This window comes from Bacillus sp. A01H (assembly GCF_045277205.1).
In the GTDB taxonomy this organism is placed as follows: domain Bacteria; phylum Bacillota; class Bacilli; order Bacillales; family Bacillaceae_G; genus Bacillus_A; species Bacillus_A paranthracis.
In genome coordinates this window covers 2823424-2845810 of sequence record NZ_CP117702.1, presented here as the reverse complement: position 1 = coordinate 2845810, position 22387 = coordinate 2823424, and the positions used below count along the sequence as shown (strand labels likewise).

The window sequence follows — 22387 nt, the reverse complement described above, 5'->3', positions numbered from 1 at the left end:
AAATAACACACAAATTAGGGATGTAAATCACATATGATTTAGCATCCCTTTTTTAATTGGTATTACATTGTTTAAGTACTTTTATATAGTAAAATTGCAAAGGAAGAGAAAAAGAAAACAGTAAAAACAGCAGCGCAACGATTGGGGATTACTGACAAAGTATTTGGTTTAAAAGATAAATGGAAAATTTATGTTAAAATAATGGTAGAGATTGTGAAAAAATGTTCTTAAACTAACGGTCAGGATACTTTAAGAAGGATTTTTCAAAGGAAATGGTGAATATCATATTTTGAAGGAGTGATTGCAGTGGAGTAATTAATTTTTTAAATCTTGGTTAAATACTTTGAAGGAAGGGATTTATAAATATGAATGCAAAACTAATAATAGTAGAAGGTTTACCTGGATTCGGAAAATCGACCACTGCAAAGCTAATAAATGAAATTCTAAGCCAAAATAAAATTGAAGTTGAACTATTTTTAGAGGGGAATTTGAACCACCCCGCCGACTATGATGGTGTATCTTGTTTTAATAAATTTGAATTCGATAGATTAGTATCTAACAGTGGAGATTTTAAAGAAGTGCTTCTTAAAAGAGTTTTAAAAAAAGGAAGCAATTATTTATTACCATACAGAAAGATAAAAAATGAGTTTGGTGACCAGTTTTCGGACGAATTATGTAACGATATTTCAAGAAACGATATATATATGAATTACCATTCGATAAAAATGTTGAATTAATTGCTGACAAATGGAATGACTTTGCTGAAATTGCTCTAGAAGATGATAAGGTTTATATTTTTGAATGTTGTTTCATACAAAATCCATTAACGATTGGGATGATTAAATACGGTGAACAAAAAGAAAAAATAATAAATTATGTAATGAAAGTTGCAAAAATCATAGAGAATCTAAATCCAATGTTATTCTATGTAGAACAAGATAATCTTGAACTTTCATTTAGGAAGGCATTAAAAGAAAGAACTCCAGAATGGTCTACAGGATTTGTCGACTATTACACGAACCAAGGCTATGGGAAAGAACATAACCATTCAGGTGTAGAAGGAACGATAAAAGTTCTTGAAGCTAGAAGGAATTTAGAGTTAGAAATATTTGATATGTTAAAAATGAACAAAGAAAAAATCAATAATACAAAATATGAAATTGACTCGTATAGGTCAATGTTAAAAGATAAGTTAATAATACAAATGGTGAAATAGCTTTTTACACTACCTGGTGCTTTAGTTGGAGAAGGAAATGAAAACGCTCAGAATATTTTCTGAGCGTTTTAGTTTGCTCTTTATAATACGAAACGTGGTGTGAAATGCATACAAATTATTGTGTTATTTATAATGGGTATTAACATTTTTCTCTCCCTAAATTGAACCCGTTCTTTTAAAAGGTGATTTTCCTTATTTTACAAACTTGTCCATCACATCTTTATATTTTACAAACTCTTCATCTTTCATATCGCCATTCATTTGTAGAAGAAAATTGCCTTTTGCGTGTGTATGAGAGAATAACATAGGAGCAGAATTTCCTAATTCATCGTAATATTTCTTTACTTTTTCTAGGTCTTCTTTCTTTGTAATTTCGAATAATCGACCGCCTTTATCTTCACCAAGAGCAGGTACGACAATACGCTTACCTTCTTTTCGAAGGTTACCAAATTCTTTTTGTGGAAGATCGGTTGGATTTTCTGCTTGGAGACCAGCATTTTTAAATTCAGTGATAATTGAATCGACAGTTACTTTCGTTTCTTTTTTCTCTTGTTTTGATTCAGTAGGTGTTTTTCCATTGTTATTACTACATGCAGTTAAGGAAATAAGAGATAAACATAATGCTCCAATCATAAATATTGTTTTCAAAATGAATCCCCCTTAAAGTGTGTATGTAACTTTAATATAATTAAAAACAAAGGTTTTATTCAAGTTTGGAAAGAAAGGAATAGCAATCAACCGTTGCTATTCATCCAGCTTCTACTATATAATAACTATAGTCTACAATAATTGAGTCGTAATATGCGATTTTTTAAGACAATCGGTGAGAAAACGCTGAAATAAGCGGTATTAGTAGGAGGACACAAATGATTACAGTAAGTAACGTTAGTTTGCGTTTCGCGGATCGCAAATTGTTTGAAGATGTTAACATAAAATTCACGCCAGGTAACTGCTACGGTTTAATCGGAGCAAACGGTGCTGGTAAATCAACATTTCTAAAGATTTTATCTGGAGAAATCGAACCATCAACAGGTGACATACATATTACGCCAGGTGAGCGTCTTGCAGTATTAAAACAGAACCACTTCGAATACGAAGAGTTCCCAGTATTAGAAACTGTAATTATGGGTCATACTCGTCTTTACAAAGTAATGCAAGAGAAAAATGCCATTTATATGAAAGAAGATTTTAGTGATGAAGATGGTATGCGTGCTGCTGAACTTGAAGGTGAGTTTGCTGAGCTGAACGGTTGGGAAGCTGAGTCAGAAGCTGCAATTCTTCTTAAAGGTTTAGGTATTGGTGAAGACCTTCATGATAAGAAAATGTCAGAATTAACTGGGGCAGAGAAAGTAAAAGTATTACTTGCTCAAGCTTTATTCGGTCAACCTGATATTCTATTACTAGATGAGCCTACCAACCACTTGGACTTAAAAGCGATTCAATGGTTAGAAAACTTCTTAATGAACTTTGAAAATACAGTTATCGTTGTATCCCATGACCGTCACTTCTTAAATAAAGTATGTACGCACATGGCTGATCTTGATTTCGGTAAAATTCAACTTTATGTTGGTAACTATGACTTCTGGTATGAGTCAAGCCAATTAGCTTTAAAATTAACACAAGATGCTAATAAGAAAAAAGAAGAGAAAGTAAAAGAGTTACAGAACTTCATTGCGCGCTTTAGCTCAAACGCATCTAAAGCGAAACAAGCAACTTCTCGTAAAAAATTATTAGATAAAATTACATTAGATGATATTAAGCCATCATCTCGTCGTTACCCATTCGTTGGCTTCACACCAGAACGTGAAGTAGGAAATGACTTATTAACTGTTGAAGGTCTTTCTAAAACAATTGATGGTGAAAAAGTGTTAGATAATGTGTACTTCACTTTAAATAAAGGTGATAAAGTTGCATTTATCGGTCGTAACGATATTGCGATGACGACATTATTTAAAATCCTTATGGGTGAAATGGAGCCAGATAGTGGTTCATTTAAATGGGGCGTTACAACATCTCAATCGTACTTCCCAAGAGATAACTCTAAATACTTTGAGAACAGTGACTACAACTTAGTTGAATGGTTACGTCAATTCTCTCCACAAGATGAGTCAGAAAGCTTCTTACGTGGTTTCTTAGGCCGTATGTTATTCTCAGGCGAAGAAGTTAAGAAGAACGTTTCAGTACTATCTGGAGGCGAAAAAGTTCGTTGTATGTTATCTAAAATGATGTTAAGTGGTGCAAACGTTATTACACTTGACGACCCAACGAACCACTTAGACCTTGAGTCTATCACTGCATTAAACAATGGTTTAATTGCATTTAAAGGTACAATTTTATTCACATCACATGACCATCAGTTCGTACAAACAATTGCAAACCGCATTATCGAAGTAACGCCAAACGGTATAATCGATAAAGAGGCTACTTACGATGAGTTCTTAGAAAATGAAGAACTTCAAAAACAAGTAGATGCAATGTACAAAGGTCAATAATAAATGATGAAAACCCTCGCTCTCGTTTTGAGAGCGAGGGTTTTTTTATAAATTGTATTTTATGGATTGTGAATAATTATTCGAAAATAATTTTATTGAAGGAAAGAGATTTGAATGTTGTACATAGAAGAATGGCTGAAGCATAAATAACTGACGAAATATAATATACATTAAAAAATAAATGTTATCTATTGTGAATTTAATTATATTACATTAATGTTCCAGAACTGGAGACATATTTATTTGCGAAGTAGGGAATAAAGGTATATAGTATGTGATGTCATAATTAGTGGATGAATCTTGGGAGAAAACAGAAAATGTTACAAATTTATTTTGTTAAATAGAAACCAAGGTCAAAATGTATAGAAAGAAATAGTTGAATAAATACTAGCTTCAAATTATAATTACTAGTATTCTTCATATAGTTAAATAAATAGAATCTATTTGAAGATAAAAAATTGAATAGAGAGACAGACTTATAAAAAAATAAGCCTTGGATGATCAAAAGAGGTGGAGAAATGAAACAATTCTTATTAAAGAGCAAAAGCGTGCTAAGCAATCATTTTGGATTCTTTCTGTTTGCCGTTATTTTATTTTGGCTCAAAACATATGCGGCTTATGTAACAGAATTTAATTTAGGTATTTCAAATACAATCCAAAAATTCTTGCTGTTTTTCAACCCGCTTAGTTCAGCAGTTCTATTTTTAGGACTTGCATTATTTGCAAAAGGGAAACGATCTTATATTTGGTTAATTGTTATCAACTTGTTATTGTCGATTCTTTTATATGCAAACGTCGTATACTATCGCTTTTTCAGTGACTTTATTACGTTCCCGACGTTGACACAAACGAATAACTTTGGAGATTTAGGTGGTAGTATTGTTGCGTTGCTACATCTTTATGATCCGCTATACTTCTTAGATACAATTATTTTAATTGTGTTAGTTGCAACGAAATTTGCAAATCCAAAACCAATTCGTGTTGCGAAGCATAAAGTATCACTAGTATTTGTAGCAGGTATTTTATTATTCAGTGTTAACTTAGGACTTGCAGAATCTGACCGTCCTGAATTATTAACAAGAACGTTTGACCGAAATTATATTGTGAAATATTTAGGGGCGTATAACTACACAATTTATGATGGAATTCAAAGTGCGAAAGCATCAACGGAAAGAGCGTTAGCTGATGGAGATAATATGACAGAAGTAAGAAATTATTTAACATCAACTTATGCTAGTCCGAATCCTGAGTATTTCGGTAAAGGTAAGGGAATGAACGTAATTTATATTCATTTAGAGTCATTCCAAAACTTCTTAATTGATTATAAATTAAACGGTCAAGAAGTTACGCCGTTCTTAAACTCATTTACAAAAGATGCGAATACGCTTTATTTTGATAACTTCTTCCATCAAACAGGACAAGGGAAAACGTCTGATGCGGAGTTTATGTTAGAGAATTCTATGTTTGGTTTACCACAAGGGTCTGTATTTACAACGAAATCTCATAATACGTATCAATCAGCACCAGCAATTTTAGGACAACAAGGATACACATCAGCTGTATTCCATGGTAACTATAAAACATTTTGGAACCGTGACGATATTTATAAATCATTTGGTTTTAATAAATTCTTTGATGCTTCATACTATGATATGAACGAAAAAGATGTAGTAAACTATGGATTAAAAGATAAACCATTCTTTAATGAATCCATTCCGTTATTAGAAACATTGAAACAACCGTTCTATACGAAGTTTATTACGTTATCGAATCACTTCCCGTATCCGATTGATAAAGAGGAAGCGACAATTGAACCAGCAAACACAGGTGACTCGTCTGTAGATACGTATTTCCAAACAGCACGTTATTTAGACGAATCTGTAAAAGGTTTCATCGATTACTTGAAACAATCTGGTTTATACGATAATTCTATTATCGTTATGTACGGAGACCATTACGGTATTTCAGATAATCATAATGCAGCAATGTCAAAAGTAATGGGTAAAGAAATTAACTCATTTGAAAATGCACAGTTACAACGTGTACCATTTATCGTTCGTGTACCAGGTGTGAAAGGTGGCGTACAACATCAATATGGTGGTGAAATTGATGTTCTTCCAACTCTTTTACACTTACTAGGAACAGATACAAAAAATTATGTTCAATTTGGTTCAGATTTATTATCACCAGATCATAAACAAGTTGTTGCGTTCCGTAACGGCAACTTCGTAAGCCCAACAGTTACTGCATTAAACGGCAAATACTATGATACAACGACTGGAAAACCAGTAGAATTTACAGATGAAATAAAACAAAATGAACAAATGGTTCAAAACTCGTTAAAATACTCTGACCAAGTCGTAAATGGTGACTTATTACGATTCTACACACCGGAAGGATTTACACCGATAGATCGTTCGAAGTATAACTATAACAATCGTGATAAAAACAAAACGAAAGTAAAAACGACTCCGGAAGGGGAAGCTAAATAAATAACAAAAGGCACTATTCCTATGAATAGTGCCTTTTGTTTGTAAATAAAACATCATCATGAGATAGAACCATCTGTTGCTTTCTGTTTTGCCTTTCCGAAGAAAACTACACCGGCAATAATGATAATGATGAATGCCCATTTTATGAAAGGGTTACTTTCGAAAAATGCAGCGAACCATTTCTCGTCTACAATCATTTTCGCAGCGGTATAAGCTAAAACAGCTGCTCCAATCGTAATGATGATAGGATAACGGTCAACCCATTTTAAAATTAATGTACTGCCCCAAACTACTACTGGAATTGAAACTAATAGCCCGATGATTACTAAAGAAAAGTTGCCATGCGCAGCTCCAGCAACAGCGAGAACGTTATCAATTCCCATCAATGCATCAGCAATGATAATGGTTTTAATAGCAGACCAGAAACCTTCTTCCGCCTTAATATCGTGATCTTTGCCTTCAGCAATTAATTTGTAAGCGATCCATATAAGGAGTACACCACCAATTAGAAGTAGCCCTGGTATTTTTAACAACCAAACGACAACTAAAGTAGCGAGGGCTCTAATCGCGATTGCCCCGATAGTTCCCCATATAATAACTTTCTTTTGTTGATCTTTCGGTAATCGTCTTGCTGCTAACCCAATTACAATGGCATTATCACCTGCTAACACTAAATCAATTACAATAATGGCAAGTAAGGCTGACAAATATTCAGCTGAAAGGAAATCCATATACATATCACTCCTTAAGAGTAATATGTGCTAAGCTACTATACAGTATTAAAAATTCTGAGGGTAATATTCATGTTTTATTGAAAAGGAACATGAAGGGGAATAATAGCATTAAACATAAGCTTAAGAAATTTTCAAAGCACAATCTTTGCACTACAGAGAAACAAAAATTTGGACTTATATTTAGAAGCAATAATAGATATTATATTAATAGAAAGCGATTTCAAAAAATCTAATTTTGCAAAGTTAGTATCTATACTTGCAAGTCAATTAGTGAACAAGTATAGAAAGGGTGTACACCAAATATGATATTAGATACTCGAAGTATAAATATTTTGCAACAAATTATTCAAGCAGAGGATTATGTGTCTATAAATCAATTAATTGATGTGATTCAAGTTTCCAAACGAACGCTTTATTACGATATTAAGAAAATTGACGATTGGTTACAAGAGGAAGGGTTACATTCTATTGAATATATACGACACTTAGGTTATTGCTTAAATAAAGAAACGAAACAAATGATAGTAAAAAAATTAAATGAGTGTATGAATAATCAATATGAATATTCTCCGAAAGAAAGAAAAATATGGTTAATATTATATTTACTAATACAGGAAAAAAGAATTTTATTGAAAGACTTAATAAATCTTTTGCAGGTAAGTCGTAATACTGTACTTGCAGATTTGAAAAAGCTAAAAGTAGAGTTGAATAAGTATAATTTATCTTTACATTCTTTTCGTAAGGAAGGCTATCAAATTGTTGGAAATGAACAGAGTAAACGAAATTTATTAATTTTAAGCCTCTCTCAAATTATTTCTCAAAATGGCTGGGAGTATTTAATATCACAAGTAAATTATATTATGAGTGATATGGGAAGTGAAACAGATACACTTGCAAGAGAAACATTGTATATTATAAAAAAATTCTTGCGAATTGTGAAGAGTTTTTAGGTGTCCAATATACAGATGAGGTACTAGAAAATTTAAGCGTTTACATGTATTTGTTCCATAGACGTATTCTAAAAGGTAAGTGCGTCGAGATGGAAGAAGCTGAAAAAAATCTTCTGAAAGATTCAAAGCAATTTGAAGCTGCGAAATATATAGCAAAGCAGTTTGAACGAGCGTTTGTTGTCAAATTTCCAATAGATGAAATCTATTATATTACGACTCATTTGCTAGGTGCAAAAGTAAATTATCAGGAAAATGTTTATGAGAAAAATAACATGGATGAAATACATTCAATTGTTGACTGTATGATTAAAGATTTTCAACACTATGCTTGTGTTTTATTTCAAGACTTTAATGGGTTGTTTACAGATTTATATTTGCATATGAAACCTGCATTTTATCGTGTGAAGTATGGAATAGAAATTGAAAACCCATTACGAAATACAATTCAAGAAAATTATGAAGAGGTATATTTTCTTACGAAAAAGGTAATTCATCATTTTGAAGAATATGTGAGAAAATCTGTTTCCGATGATGAAATTGCGTATGTTACTATGCATTTTGGAGCTTGGATGAGGAAAGAGGGAATCGTTCCCAATCCACGAAAAACAGCATTACTTGTTTGTCCAAATGGCATTGGCACATCACGTATGTTGCAGTATCAATTAGAGAAGTTATTTTCAAACATAGATATATTAAATGCAATTTCAAAACGGGAATATGAATCAAATACATTTGATGTAGATTGTATAATTACGACTACTGAAATTGAAAAAGGGAATGTGCCGGTTTTTAAGGTGAATCCAATTTTATCGGATTCTGAAAAAGCAGCTCTATTAAGAAAAGTAAATGGAGTATTGTATGGAGAGAATCAAAAAGATTCTGTGGATTTAGTGATGGGGATAATTCAAAAATATGCTGACGTAGTGGATGAAGAATCTTTAAAAAGAGAACTGATTGAATTTATGAGTGGTCCGGCGTATTTTGAGAAGGAGGAGAAGTATAAACCAATGTTAAACGAACTTTTAACTAGAGAATTTATTCAGCTTGAAGATCGTGTTGATAATTGGAAAGATGCGATAAGATTAGCGGCTGATCCGTTATTACAAAATCAATACATCTTTAAAGAATATATCAATGAAATGATTGTAAATGTAGAAAAATTAGGTCCTTATATTGTTATTGCACCTAAAATTGCAATACCTCATGCTCGCCCGGAAGCAGGGGTCAAAAAATTGGGGATGAGTTTATTACAACTAAAAGAAAGTGTTCTATTTTCAGAAAAACAAGAGCATGCTGCAAATTTAATTATTGTATTGGCAGCGATTGATAATGAGACACACTTGAAAGCATTAGCACAATTAAGTGAGATGTTATCGGATCCGAAAAATGTGGAAATGTTAATTCATTCAAATTCAATAGATGAAATGCTAAAAATGATAGCTAAATATTCTAATTAAAGGGGAGATTAAAATGAAAAAAGTATTAGTTGTATGTGGAAATGGATTAGGAAGTAGTTTTATTGTAGAAATGAATGTGAAGAAAATTTTAAGTGAATTAGGATTACAAGCAGAAGTATCACACACAGATTTAGCATCAAGTAAATCAGAACAAGCAGATCTATATTTAGGTTCGAAGGATATTATTTGTAACCTTGAAGATGGTAATCGAACAGTTGCTGGATTAACGAATATTTTAGATTTAAATGAAATTAGAGAAGCATTACAAAAACACCTAATGTAGTAACAATGAAGGGGGAGTAGTGCTATGTTTGATATAATTATGAAGGATATTTTAGGACAACCCGCAATATTAGTCGGATTATTTGCTATGTGTGGTTTACTACTGCAAAAGAAAAATTTTGCTGATACGGTTTCAGGGACTTTAAAAACAATTATGGGCTTCGTAGTTTTAGGAGGCGGAGCCACTATATTAATAGGAGCTTTAGATGTTTTTGGTAAAATATTTGATAAAGCATTCCATATTAAAGGGATTATACCAAATAATGAAGCTGTAGTTGCAATAGCACAGCAAACATTAGGAAAAGAAACAGCGTTAATTATGGTATTTGGTATGATTGTGAATTTACTAATTGCACGTTTTACAAAATTTAAATATGTGTTTTTAACTGGTCATCATACATTATTCATGGCATGTTTAATTTCAGCGGTATTTTCAACTACCGGAATGAAAGGTGCTACATTAGTTACTGTTGGATCAATCATTTTAGGGTCACTCATGGTGATTTTTCCAGCATTATTACAACCATATGTTAGAAAAATTACAGGAATGGATGATATCGCAATCGGTCATTTTGGATCAGTTGGATACTTAGCGGCAGGGTTTGTTGGGAGTAAATTTGGAAATAAGGATAAATCAACAGAACAAATTAAAGTACCTAAGTCACTAGGGTTTTTACGTGATACATCAGTTTCTATGTCATTAACGATGGCTGTATTATTCTTTATTGTTGCACCATTTGCGGGTAAGGAGTTTATCGAAACGGAATTAAGTAACGGACAAAATTATCTTGTGTATTCTTTCATGCAAGCAATTACATTTGCAGCAGGAGTATATATTATTTTAGCGGGTGTCCGCATGTTAATTGCAGAAATAGTACCTGCATTTAAAGGGATTGCAGATAAACTTGTACCAAATGCAAAACCAGCGTTAGATTGTCCAACAATCTTCCCATTTGCACCAAATGCAGTTATTATTGGCTTTTTAACAAGTTTTATCGCTGGATTACTTTCCATGTTTATACTTCCATTTATCGGTTTAAGTGTAATAGTGCCAGGGTTAATTCCTCACTTCTTCACAGGAGCAACAGCAGCTGTATTCGGTAATGCAACTGGAGGAAGACGAGGAGCAATACTAGGAGCTTTTGTAAATGGATTACTAATTTCATTCCTACCAGCAATATTATTACCTATATTAGGTGGATTAGGATTTGAGAATACAACATTTGGTGATTCTGATTTTGCAGTTGTAGGTATTTTAATTAGTGAAATTGTGAAGTTAGTAGGATATATTTTTTAATAGATAAGATGAAAAAGACTTGGATTCTTGTAAGGAATGCAAGTCTTTTTTATTATCTTATTAATGAATTTAAAAATTATGATAAAATAATTTGAAAAACATTATTAAATATTAATTGGATAGTCTCTATACTTGAATAATAAGGAGGTAATTTATGATTTTTTTTAATGAAATTGTATCATTACATTTAGAAGCTGTAAAATACGAGTTTAACAATGCATTTGATACATTTGATCGTAATTGGCTAATAATAAAAGTGAAACTTTCAGAGGGAAATAAAGTTTTTGAAACGATGGATCCTTTTTTACAAACTAGCGAATTACAACACATGAAAGAATGGTTTCAGACATTACCGAATCCTACGTATACCCGACTAGACTTCATAGAACCTAATCTGTCGTTTGAATTTATAGGAGAAAAAGAAGAGATATTTCAAATTATAGTTCGTTTATCTATAGAACTAAATCCTTCATGGTGTAAAGAAGAAGAGTACGAATTTTGTATTACTATTACGCAAGAGGATAGAAAAAATATTATTCGTTTGATTGAAGAACAACAAATAAAATTTCCAAAACGATAAAAAAGACTTGATATCCTAAAGGAAATCAAGTCTTTTTTATTACATACGATTATCGTGCCAGAAGTTTAATGGGAAGTGTTCGTTCTCACTATAGGCTTCTAATTCATATCCTTTTTCTTTCAGCCCTTTAATAATACCAGGTACTGCTTTTACGGACTGTGGATGAATGTCGTGCATAAGGATAACTTCTGTTGGCTTGTTTGCACCATTAATAACGTTTTCTACAATTTTAGCTGATGCAGCGTCAACCGGCATTTTGTTATATCTCCAGTCTAATGAATCAATTGTCCAATCCCAAACTTTTAGCCCATTCTCAACAACTTTGTTGCGAAGCGCTTCGTTTAATCCTGGCATTGAGCCGTAAGAAGGACGAGTTAATACTGGTGATTTACCTAGAACGCCAGCGATTAATCCTTGATCTTCTTTCATCTCATCTACGTAATGACCTTCTGTGTAAAGTTTCTTGTAGTTATGAGTCATACTGTGCATCCCAACGTAGTGGCCTTCAGCATCTTCACGCTTTACAAGATCAGGAAAAGCTTTTACATTTGAACCAATAAGGAAGAATGTTGCTTTTGCATTTTCTTTCTTTAACATATCTAAAAGCTCAGCTGTGTATTTTCCAGGACCATCATCAAATGTTAAATAAGCTACTTTTCTAACTTGCCCATTGTATTGTTTTGGAGCTTCTTTCGGTGCAAGAGACGATTGAATTTCACTTACAAGTTGAACAGATTTTGCTTCATCCTCTGTACTTGCTAGAGCAGTATGTGTTGATCCTAAAGCCGCTTCGTATGTAAATAATACCCCCGCGCAAATCAAAATAGCCCTTTTCACTAAAGTTGTCATTCGAATTCCATTGTGCATAATTTTCCTTCTCTCTATAAAAGTTCTACTCTACTATATTAGCAATTATAGGGAGGTAATTGCAAAAAAACTTTTTTACAAGTGCAAAAAAGTTTGTCCAAAAGTATGCAAGATTTCATACTTTCGTATCACTTCATTTTCGTTCCAATTATTGATTCGAATATTTTTGTTTTTTATTAAGATATTGGTAAAGAAACAATGAAATGAAAAGGGAGGGGGAATATGGCTAATTATATTTGCAATACATGTGGAGTACAGTATTCCTAAAATGAAGAAGCACCTTCTCGTTGGAAAATTTGTAATGAAGAAAGACAATATGTGAATCCAATTGGACAGTCATGGACAACATTAGAAACTATGCAAAATAGCAATTTATACAAAAAGGAAGAAATGTTTATTTTATCTTGATATCCATATAATTAATTTTGTATGAATTTAATACTAAAGGCCTACTATTTATAAACTAATAGGCCTTTCAACTTAAGTAGTTCTCACACTAATGAGGGATGTTAAAGGAAATATATGTTACCTATAATAATGACTGTAAATCTTTGGGAAATGAAAAGGAGGAGATTTGCATGAAGAATTGGGTTCAATTTAGAATTGCAAGACCAACAGATAAATTTGAAGAAGTTATAAGTTTTTATGAGACGGGGTTAGGATTAAAGCGTATAGGAGAATTTCACAATCATGAAGGATATGATGGAGTTATGTTTGGATTACCGGATGCCGAGTATCATTTGGAGTTTACAACGCATGTTAACGGAAGTCCCTGTCCGGCACCGACAAAAGATAATTTACTAGTTTTTTATATGCCTAATAAAGATGAAATTGAAAAAATAGTGAATCGATTAAGCAATATGGGCTATCATGAGGTGGAACCAGAAAATCCGTATTGGATAGAGAAAGGAATCACAATAGAGGATCCAGATGGTTGGAGAATTGTGCTAATGAACGCATTTGAATAAAGAAGCTCTTTTCGTATGTAATGAAGTGTAACAAAATGATTGAGTCATAAATCCCTACAGCATTTGTAGGGATTTTTATATAAGAAGATTTAGTTAAGGGAGTTATTAAAAAGTATAGAGTATTAAGTCATATAGAAGGTACAGGCCAAGAAATTATTGTACAAATGAATGGGAAACCAATTCATGCATGGGTAGCATCTGCTGGTATTGGTGGAACTCTAATGGGGGGTATAAAGCAGTAAAGAATTATACAAAAAAATTGAGCTACATTTAGTAATGCCTGCTGAATTGCCTTATGGTTCTGAACAACCACCAAATGATTTAAAGAAATATGCTGGATCAGGTGGGTTCGGCTTAGGAAGGAAACAGGAAGACAATTTGATAGAAAAACAATGGACTTATTCATATGAAGAGACCTTGTATGAAATGGCGCGTTTTTATAATGAAACTAGTATGAAAATAGGAACGTCTGCGGCAGCGAATTTATTAGCCGCTAAACAAATTGGGAGAGAAAAAGGTTCTGATTTTAATGTAGTTACAGTTTTTCCAGACGCAGGGTCCATAGAAGAGTGGTCAGATGTAAAGAGCTTACCAAAAATAAGGAGAGAATCAAACCATTAAAAGTTCTTTCATATTCTATTTCTTACACTATAGGAAATCGATGAAACGAAAACCTGTATATGTAAAATGTACAGGTTTTTCGTAGTGGTTTTAGATGTTTGTAGCAACTAAAAAATTTCACATACCGAATTTAAAAAGTAAATATAGGAAAACCAAAAAGTAATGTAGAATATATCGTACATACATATATGAAGTCAACAGAAAAGATAAAGAGGTGGGTATATGTTACTTGAAGAAGTAATGCAGCAACTAGAGGAATATGGAACAGAACAAAATCGTAAAACGTATAAAAACCACGGAGCGAAAGAACCACTATTCGGAGTTAGTTTTGCTAATTTAAAATTGTTAAAAAAGAAGATAAAAAAAGATCATGATTTAGCAATTTCATTATGGGAAACAAAAAATATGGATGCAATGACATTAGCAACAATGATATTAGATCCAAAAAAAGTTACGACAGAACTACTAAATAAATGGGTACAGGAAGTTGATTATTATTGTTTAATGGACGTTTTAATGACAGCTATTTGTACGTCGCCAATCGCGATAGAAAGAATGGAAGACTGGACAAAGTCTGATGATGAATGGATTGGAAGAGTAGGCTGGGCTTTATTAGCAAATATAGCGATTAAAAATAAAACGTTACAAGATGATGTCTTCTCTCCTTATCTAGATGAGATTAAAGAAAATATACATAATGAAAAAAATAGAAAAAGAGAAGCAATGAATCGTGCTTTAATCGCGATAGGAATTCGTAATGAAGACTTAGAGCAAGCAGCGATTGAAATTGCACGTGAAATTGGAAAAGTACACGTTGATCACGGAGCAACGTCATGCAAAACACCAGACGCAGAGTCGTATATAAAAAAAGCGAGAGAAAGAGCTGCAAAAAAGAAAGTGAAATAAGAAAAGGGGAACGGTTATGAAAGCAATGGAAGCGGCAAAAAGCATCATTACATCACACTTTCCGGATTGTGATGTAGCCTTACTTGGAGGAAGCGTTGCAAGAGGGGAAGCGACAAAAACATCTGATCTGGACATTGTAATAATAGATCCTAGTTTGTCATCTTGTTATAGAGAATCTTTCTATAGTAATGGATGGCCAGTTGAGGTATTTGTACATAATTTTGAAACGTTAAAAACCTTTTTTAAAATGGATTGTGATCGCGGAAGACCTTCGTTACCACAATTAGTTGCAGAAGGTGTTGTATTAAAAGGGGAAGATGAAATTGTTGAGAAATTAAAAAGCGAAGCGAATGAGTTACTAAATAAAGGACCAGCTAAATGGACTGAAGAAATGATGAAGCAGAAGCGTTATTTTATTACAGATACTTTGGATGATTTTATTGGTGCATCAAAAAGAGAAGAAGAGTTGTTTATCGCGAATTTATTAGCTGATTTATTACATGAATATGTATTAAGAGTAAATGGGAAATGGCTTGGAAGTTCAAAATGGTTTATAAGGGTACTTAGAAAATATGATGAACAATACGCAGATCAATTTGTAGTGGCGTTCGATCATTTTTATACAACGGGAGAGAAAATAAAATTAATTACTTTTGTAGAAAAAACGCTAGAACAGTATGGAGGAAGAATGTTCGAAGGGTTTTGTATAGGAAAGTAAAAAGGGGATAATACAATGAATATACCATTCGTTCAATTAAGAGAACTGACACTAGATGATGTAGAAGACCGATATCAATGGTCATTAGATACAAAAGTAACAAAACATTTAGTTGTACCAGATCAATATCCACCGTTCACTCGTGAAGATACAAAAAAATGGATTGAAGCATGGTTACGAACAAAGAGCTATCACTGCGGAGAACGGCATACATATTGGATGGGTAGATCTTAAAAACTTTGATAAAACAAATAAAAATGCAGAATTGGGAATCGCGATTGGTAATAAAGAATACTGGGGTAAAGGGTATGGAATAGCTGCCCTATATAGTATGTTACATGTAGCATTCTTTGAATTTGAATTAGAAAAAGTATGGCTACGTGTAGATGAAGATAATTTTCAAGCTAGAAAGAGCTATGAAAAGGCTGGTTTTGTATGCGAAGGGTTAATGAGAAATGATCGATTACGTAGAGGTCAGTTCATTCATCGCTATCGTTATAGTATGTTAAGAGAAGAATATCAATCTTTAATTAGTAGTTTATAAAAATGTTATGTTAACTAAAAGGAGATAGAGAAATATGATTCGATTACTTACGAAAGAAGATGCAAAAAAATATTGGGACTTACGTTTACAAGCATTACAAGTAAATCCAGAGGCATTTGTAACAACTTATGAAGAGGCGATTCACCAAGAAAATCCGATTAAGCGAGTGGAAAGTAATTTAACAGCTGCTACTAGTTGTACATTTGGTGCTTTTAATGAAGAGCATCAATTAGTTGGAGTTGTTACTTTACTAACAGAAGGGAAAGAGGCGTATAAACATAAAGGTCATATCGTTGCGATGTATGTAGATGCAAGCAATCGAAGAAGTGGTCTTGCACGTGAGTTAATACGTAAGGCAATCGAAAAAGCAAGAGAAATGAACTTGGAACAATTGACATTAGGTGTTGTATCCACTAACGAGCCAGCAAAAAGGTTGTATGAATCAATAGGCTTTAAAACGTATGGGATTGAAAAGAGAGCTATAAAGATGAATGGTGTGTATAGTGATGATGAACATATGGTTTTGTTCCTTAAAAAGAGGGAGTTTACTATGAAAGATCTCTATTTAGAAAAAAATATGAACCCGCAAGTAGCAATTCTATATGCGACAGTTGCCGATACATTTAAACGGTTGCAAAAGTTAGTAGAGGGTACCGATGAGAAAGAACTGTCTTTTAAAGGGTTAAAAAATAATGAAAATAGTATTGGACAACTACTTCAACATTTAGCAGTTGTCGATTTGCATTGGGTATACCGCTTAAAAGGAGAACCCGTTCCACTGGCACTTGATAATATATATGGACCTATGTTAAATGAAGCAGGAGAGCTGCCCAGTTTAAGAAAACATACATTGCAACAATTAATGCAAGATTATGAAGCAGTGCAACATATGTTTTATGAGGAATGTTTGAAACTAACAGAAAATGATTTAACACGAGAGGTTTTTTATGAAAAGGGAGAAAATGCGACTATAAGGTGGGGAATATGGCATATAGCTGATCATAATCGGTACCATCAAGCTCATATTAGTCAGTTAAGAAAACTATATAGAGCTAGAATGCATACGAGATAAAGATTTCGAATTTTAATTATATTTAATTTGTTGTATAGTATAAGAAGAAACTAAACAAGGGGTTTTATAATGAAAGCTATTGCAGTAGGGATATTGGCATCATTTTTCTTTGCCTTTACCTTCGTTTTAAATCGGGCAATGGACCTAGAAGGTGGAAGCTGGATTTGGAGTGCATCATTACGGTACTACTTTATGGTTCCAATGCTTTTACTTATTGTCATGTATAGAGGGAATTTAAAGCAACTCTTTCAATATATGAAAAACAATCCGAAAGAATGGTTAGTGTGGAGTATCGTTGGATTTGGTCTCTTCTATGCACCACTTAGTTTTGCTGGAGCTTTCGGACCTGGTTGGCTCGTTGCATCAACATGGCAAATTACGATCGTAGCAGGGATTTTGTTAACACCATTTTTTGCAGTAGATCCGTTACATAAAAAACTCCCAATGAAGGAATTAGTTATGTCGGGTATTATTTTATGTGGTGTTGTACTTATGCAAGTAGAACATGCTTCTTCATTAGGAATTCGTGAAACCGTTTTATGTGTAGTTCCTGTACTTATTGCAGCGTTTGCGTACCCTCTTGGAAATCGAAAAATGATGCAAGTTTGTAAAGGGGAATTAGATGTATTTCAGCGAGTTCTCGGTATGACATTAGCAAGCTTACCATTTTGGTTTTTACTATCTGGTTATGAAGTATCAACAGGTGGTCTACCGTCAAGTAGCCAAGTTTTCCAATGTTTTATAGTAGCAGTTAGTTCAGGTTTAATCGCAACGGTATTATTCTTCTTTGCGACAGATCTTGTAAAAGATGATCCGCAAAAACTAGCAACAGTGGAAGCAACTCAGTCCGGTGAGGTTTTATTTGCGCTAGTAGGAGAACTTATCTTGTTATCTGCACCAATTCCGTCATTTTTATCTTGGATTGGTATGAGTCTAGTTATTATTGGAATGATACTACATAGTTATGTAGCGGTCGTTGTGAAGAAAGAAGAAAAAATAACGGCATAATGAGATTAGCTCTTTATATAAAGAGCTAATCTTTTTTCATAGAAAGGAATGATGATATGAATTTGCAACGCGTTGAACAAATTGAGAAAGATCCTATTTTAAATGTACTACAGTATGCAGTCGGACCAAGTGAAATTAGCTTAAAGAAAGCAGTTTTATTTTATGAAAGGAATAAAGCGACTTTGCATAGATATGAAGAAAAGGCTTGCATAGGTATTGAAATAATTGGAGCAAAGAAAGCGAGAATTTGTCATATAGCAGTCGTTCCACAATATCGTCATAATGGAATTGCGTGGCAAATGATAAAGGAAGTATTAAGAATGCATCAATTGATGTATCTAGAAGCAGAGACAGACGATGAAGCGGTAGAATTTTATAAAAAAATTGGTTTTCAGGTTAAAAGTTTAGGAGAAAAATATCCGGGGGTTGAAAGGTTTTGTTGTTATTTGGAAATTCGTTATAAAAATATATAAATATACATCTTATGTTTCGTTTGAAAAAAGTGATATTTACATTATATAATAAAGGTATCTGGAAAAATATAGATAATAGAAATTAGGTGTATAACACATGAGAATGGATAAAAGTAAATTTATAAAAATTGCTACTTCAATAGGAGTGTCATCTTTTTTATTAACGGGCTGTGGCGATTATGAAGAAGATACTGCCCAGCAAGAAAGTACTGCTGTTAAAACAGATGGTGCAAAACAAGGAAATGAACAAGAAAGATTAAATTGTGATGATAAAGCTCCAACTAATGAAAATGTAGAAAAAGATGAGTTATGTAAGGAAAATAATCCGTCATTTTCTTCTTATCATGAAAATTCACATTTACCGATACTGCCGTTCGTTGCAGGATATTTATTAGCAAGCAGAACTTCAAATATGAATTATATAGTAAAACCGAATATAATGAAGAAACCGTATGCAAATAACATTATTCCATATCGTGAAAAAGACCAAAGTAGAACTGGTGGCAGTGGTGGTGGCGGGTATTACGGCGGAACTAACAGTAACAATAATAAATCTTCCAATAAAGTGGATTTAAATAAACAACAGCCAAATCCATCAAATAAAGTAACACCAGATACAAATACGCCGAAATCATCTACGACACAAACGCCGAAAGTGAATTCTGGTTCTAGTGGAATTGGGAACGCAAAAGCGCCAGCAGGATCCTAAAATGAAAGGATAATGGAGTAATGTATACAGAACAAGAACAGAAAGAGTATATGAAAGTATGGTTTTCACTTGCAGAAGAGGCTGGTCGGAATGGGTTTACTTGGCCGAGTCTATTAGAAAATGAAGAATGGAATCAATATATGGCAACAGGTATGTATCGTATGCCAGTAAAAACTTATACTGCTATTTCAAAAGCGACAGAAGAAATTATGTATGTGTTATATAGAACGTATCAATACATTCTCAATACGACAGAAGATTTTCAAAAATTAGGATTTCCAGCTGAAACGTGGGAAATTGCGAGAATAAAACATACAGGTTTATTTTCATATTTTACAAGGTTTGACTTTATCGTAAATGGTGAAGATATAAAGTTAATAGAAGTAAATTGTGATACACCAACAGGTTATTTAGAGCCATCTGTCGCAAATGAAGTGTTATGCCGTTATCACGATGTAAATCATCCAAATCATATAGAGGAGCATATTGTGCAGGCGTGGGAACAAATTAAACATGACTATAGTATAGATCCTAGAGAAACGATTTATTTTACGAGTTATGATTGGCATGATGAAGACCATCAAACAGTTCAATTTTTAAGAAGCTATTGTTTAGATCAGTCAACGGATTATATAGGTATTCAAGATATCGTTGTTGCAGATGATGGTATATATACGCAAAATGGTGAGAGAATTCATTATTTATATAGACTATATCCAATTGAATATTTAGTTTCAGATGCTGATAAAAGCGGGAAAAGAATTGGACTCCAGTTTTTAGATCATATAGCGCAAGGCAGAGTGAAAATCATTAATCCACCAGCTGCTTTTCTTATGCAAAATAAAAGTGTACTCGCATTAATTTGGCAACTTTACGAAGAAGAAGTTTTCTTTAAGGAAGAGGAGCGAGGAATCATTCAGAAATACTTCCTACCAACATATTTTACAAATAAACCGTTTATAGAAAGAAATGAATCCTATGTTTCTAAACCTTTATACGGCCGTGAAGGCGGAGGAGTATCTATATACGAAAATAATGAACTATTAGCTGAAGATAAAACAGAGTATTACTTTGAACAGCGGAAAATATATCAGCAATACATAGAAATGCCAGACTATACAGTTGACACGTGGGACGGTCCGTATACTGGTAAACTATTAATTGGTTCACACTGTATTAGCGGGAGAGCTGCTGGTTTATTTTTACGTGTAGGTGAGAAAATAACAGGAAATTTATCGATGTTTACTGGAGTTACAATTGAAGGATAAATGAAACAAAGAGCTTATCATTTTTGGTGAGCTCTTTGTTTGCATATGGTGTTTTTATGTTTTTGATGTAACGCCTTCATTTTTTGCATAGATAAAATGATTAAGTTAAAAATTAAGAAAAATATGATAATATATGTATGTAGTAGTTTAAAACAAATGGGGGAACAATCGTGAAAATGAATGATATAGTGGCAAGTACGCAATTGCCAAATACAATCAAAACAATTACAAATGATTTAAGAAAATTAGGATTAGAAAAAGGAATGACAGTTATTGTACATTCTTCATTAAGTTCCATTGGCTGGGTATCAGGCGGAGCAGTTGCAGTAGTAGAGGCGTTAATGGAGGTTATTACAGAAGAGGGAACGATTATTATGCCAACTCAGTCTTCGGATTTATCTGATCCGAAACATTGGTCAAGACCACCTGTACCTGAAGAATGGTGGCAAATTATTCGGGATAACGTTCCAGCATTTGAGCCACATATAACACCAACAAGGGCAATGGGAAAAGTAGTTGAATGTTTTCGTACATATCCGAATGTAGTACGTAGTAACCATCCATTAGGAAGCTTTGCTGCATGGGGAAGACATGCAGAAGAAATAACAGTAAATCAGTCACTATCGATGAGTTTAGGAGAAGAATCTCCATTAAGAAAAATATACGATCTAGACGGATACATATTATTAATTGGTGTTGGATATGATTCCAATACTTCTGTACATTTATCAGAAGTACGTTCTGGTGCATGTGAGTTAATAAAAGTAGGGGCACCTATTATAGAAAATGGTGAAAGAGTATGGAAAGAATTTGTTGATATGGATTACGATTCTGACAAATTTGTAGAAATTGGTGTAGAGTTTGAGCAAAAAGGAACCGTAACAATGGGGAAAATAGGAAACGCAAAGTGCCGTCTTATGAAACAACGTGATATAGTTGACTTTGGAACAGAATGGTTTCGTAAGAAAAATTAGTAAGGGATGGTTACGATGAAGGGGAAAAAGGTATTAATTACAAGCGGTGGTTGTTTAGAAAAATGGGATCAAGTACGCGGCCATACAAATATGGCAAAAGGAACAATTGGAAGAATAATCGCCGAAGAGCTTATAAGTAAAGGGGCCCATGTTATATATTTACATGGTTATTTTGCGGAGAAACCGAATGATATAAACAATCAATTAGAATTACATCCATTTGAAGGAATTGTTGATTTACAAGATAAAATGAAAAGTATCATTACGTATGAAAAAGTCGATGCGGTTATTATGGCAGCGGCTGGATCTGATTGGATTGTGGACAAGATTTGTGATCAAGAGGGTAATGTTCTTGATATGAATGGAAAAATCTCAAGTGATATAGCGCCAATTATACATTTTCAAAAGGCACCGAAAGTATTAAAACAAATAAAAGAGTGGGATCCAGAAACTGTACTCGTTGGCTTTAAACTTGAAAGTGACGTAAATAAAGAAGAATTGTTTGAAAGAGCGAAAAATAGAATGGAAGAAGCGAAGGCGAGTGTAATGATTGCAAATTCACCACATTCTTTATATTCGCGCGGAGCAATGCACTACGTAATTGGACAAGACGGTAAAGGGCAGTTATGTAATGGAAAAGATGAAACAGCGAAAGAAATTGTCAAAAGGTTAGAGGTACTATGTAATCGCGTTACTGCTTCATAATTTCAAGTATTTGGATAAGAGTGAATCCGCATAGTATATATTGGTAAGCGAAAC

General features: G+C 33.3%; 18 protein-coding genes and 6 pseudogenes. 21 read left to right on the top strand and 3 right to left on the bottom strand.

Annotated elements, in window-relative coordinates:
* Positions 1 to 365 precede the first annotated feature (365 nt).
* A pseudogene (locus PSR14_RS15060) lies at positions 366 to 1216 on the top strand (hypothetical protein).
* 192 nt (positions 1217 to 1408) lie between these two features.
* On the opposite strand, the gene PSR14_RS15055 reads toward PSR14_RS15060, so the two are convergent.
* A complete protein-coding gene (locus PSR14_RS15055) occupies positions 1409 to 1849 on the bottom strand; it encodes a hypothetical protein (RefSeq protein ID WP_001997685.1) in 441 nt (146 codons plus the stop codon).
* A 233-nt stretch (positions 1850 to 2082) separates the two neighbouring features.
* Here PSR14_RS15055 and PSR14_RS15050 point away from each other — a divergent pair, with 233 nt between their 5' ends.
* Both PSR14_RS15050 and PSR14_RS15045 read left to right on the top strand, forming a co-directional pair.
* Positions 2083 to 3708, top strand: coding sequence for an ABC-F family ATP-binding cassette domain-containing protein (locus PSR14_RS15050; protein ID WP_098487210.1), 1626 nt, complete (start codon positions 2083 to 2085; stop codon positions 3706 to 3708).
* A 518-nt stretch (positions 3709 to 4226) separates the two neighbouring features.
* A complete protein-coding gene (locus PSR14_RS15045; protein ID WP_000808752.1) occupies positions 4227 to 6200 on the top strand; it encodes an LTA synthase family protein in 1974 nt (657 codons plus the stop codon).
* A gap of 56 nt (positions 6201 to 6256) precedes the next feature.
* Here PSR14_RS15045 and PSR14_RS15040 read toward each other — a convergent pair whose 3' ends face one another.
* Entirely contained in the window at positions 6257 to 6931 is a 675-nt protein-coding gene (locus tag PSR14_RS15040; RefSeq protein ID WP_000346935.1) for a TerC family protein, read from the bottom strand.
* Positions 6932 to 7236: 305 nt separating this feature from the next.
* On the opposite strand from PSR14_RS15040, the pseudogene PSR14_RS15035 reads away from it, so the two are divergent.
* From PSR14_RS15035 to PSR14_RS15020, 4 genes and pseudogenes are all read left to right on the top strand, one after another.
* Positions 7237 to 9341, top strand: a pseudogene (locus PSR14_RS15035) (BglG family transcription antiterminator).
* A 13-nt stretch (positions 9342 to 9354) separates the two neighbouring features.
* Positions 9355 to 9624, top strand: coding sequence for a PTS sugar transporter subunit IIB (locus tag PSR14_RS15030; RefSeq protein WP_000757318.1), 270 nt, complete (start codon positions 9355 to 9357; stop codon positions 9622 to 9624).
* 24 nt (positions 9625 to 9648) lie between these two features.
* Positions 9649 to 10920, top strand: a complete 1272-nt coding sequence (locus PSR14_RS15025) for a PTS ascorbate transporter subunit IIC (RefSeq protein ID WP_000459665.1) — start codon at positions 9649 to 9651, stop codon at positions 10918 to 10920.
* 154 nt (positions 10921 to 11074) lie between these two features.
* Positions 11075 to 11500, top strand: coding sequence for a hypothetical protein (locus PSR14_RS15020; protein WP_000575898.1), 426 nt, complete (start codon positions 11075 to 11077; stop codon positions 11498 to 11500).
* Positions 11501 to 11539: 39 nt separating this feature from the next.
* On the opposite strand, the gene PSR14_RS15015 is transcribed toward PSR14_RS15020, so the two are convergent.
* The gene (locus PSR14_RS15015) at positions 11540 to 12367 is read right to left on the bottom strand and encodes a peptidoglycan-N-acetylglucosamine deacetylase (RefSeq protein ID WP_000551424.1); all 828 of its coding nucleotides are present in this window, start codon (positions 12365 to 12367) and stop codon (positions 11540 to 11542) included.
* 222 nt (positions 12368 to 12589) lie between these two features.
* Between PSR14_RS15015 and PSR14_RS15010 the strand changes: the two are divergent.
* The 14 genes and pseudogenes from PSR14_RS15010 to PSR14_RS14945 form a co-directional block, all read left to right on the top strand.
* Positions 12590 to 12754: pseudogene (locus PSR14_RS15010) on the top strand (hydrolase); the annotation flags it as partial.
* 191 nt (positions 12755 to 12945) lie between these two features.
* Positions 12946 to 13335, top strand: a complete 390-nt coding sequence (locus PSR14_RS15005; RefSeq protein ID WP_000800664.1) for a VOC family protein — start codon at positions 12946 to 12948, stop codon at positions 13333 to 13335.
* Positions 13336 to 13454: 119 nt separating this feature from the next.
* Positions 13455 to 13956, top strand: a pseudogene (locus PSR14_RS15000) (pyridoxal-phosphate dependent enzyme); the annotation flags it as partial.
* Between the two features lie 222 nt (positions 13957 to 14178).
* Entirely contained in the window at positions 14179 to 14862 is a 684-nt protein-coding gene (locus PSR14_RS14995) for a DNA alkylation repair protein (protein WP_098487209.1), read from the top strand.
* A gap of 16 nt (positions 14863 to 14878) precedes the next feature.
* Complete coding sequence (locus PSR14_RS14990) at positions 14879 to 15580, top strand: nucleotidyltransferase domain-containing protein (protein WP_000646299.1); 702 nt, start codon at positions 14879 to 14881, stop codon at positions 15578 to 15580.
* A 15-nt stretch (positions 15581 to 15595) separates the two neighbouring features.
* Positions 15596 to 16124: pseudogene (locus PSR14_RS14985) on the top strand (GNAT family N-acetyltransferase).
* 34 nt (positions 16125 to 16158) lie between these two features.
* Positions 16159 to 16656, top strand: a pseudogene (locus PSR14_RS14980) (N-acetyltransferase family protein); the annotation flags it as partial.
* A gap of 18 nt (positions 16657 to 16674) precedes the next feature.
* Entirely contained in the window at positions 16675 to 17196 is a 522-nt protein-coding gene (locus tag PSR14_RS14975; protein WP_000654213.1) for a DinB family protein, read from the top strand.
* 69 nt (positions 17197 to 17265) lie between these two features.
* Positions 17266 to 18204, top strand: coding sequence for a multidrug resistance efflux transporter family protein (locus PSR14_RS14970; protein WP_000643663.1), 939 nt, complete (start codon positions 17266 to 17268; stop codon positions 18202 to 18204).
* 56 nt (positions 18205 to 18260) lie between these two features.
* Complete coding sequence (locus PSR14_RS14965) at positions 18261 to 18677, top strand: GNAT family N-acetyltransferase (RefSeq protein ID WP_001053310.1); 417 nt, start codon at positions 18261 to 18263, stop codon at positions 18675 to 18677.
* 97 nt (positions 18678 to 18774) lie between these two features.
* Entirely contained in the window at positions 18775 to 19386 is a 612-nt protein-coding gene (locus PSR14_RS14960) for a hypothetical protein (protein ID WP_098487208.1), read from the top strand.
* 20 nt (positions 19387 to 19406) lie between these two features.
* Entirely contained in the window at positions 19407 to 20654 is a 1248-nt protein-coding gene (locus PSR14_RS14955) for a glutathionylspermidine synthase family protein (protein ID WP_098487207.1), read from the top strand.
* Between the two features lie 176 nt (positions 20655 to 20830).
* Positions 20831 to 21628, top strand: coding sequence for a BA2930 family N-acetyltransferase (aacC, locus tag PSR14_RS14950; RefSeq protein WP_130776749.1), 798 nt, complete (start codon positions 20831 to 20833; stop codon positions 21626 to 21628).
* Between the two features lie 15 nt (positions 21629 to 21643).
* Entirely contained in the window at positions 21644 to 22333 is a 690-nt protein-coding gene (locus PSR14_RS14945) for a phosphopantothenoylcysteine decarboxylase (RefSeq protein ID WP_098487206.1), read from the top strand.
* Positions 22334 to 22387: the final 54 nt, after the last annotated feature.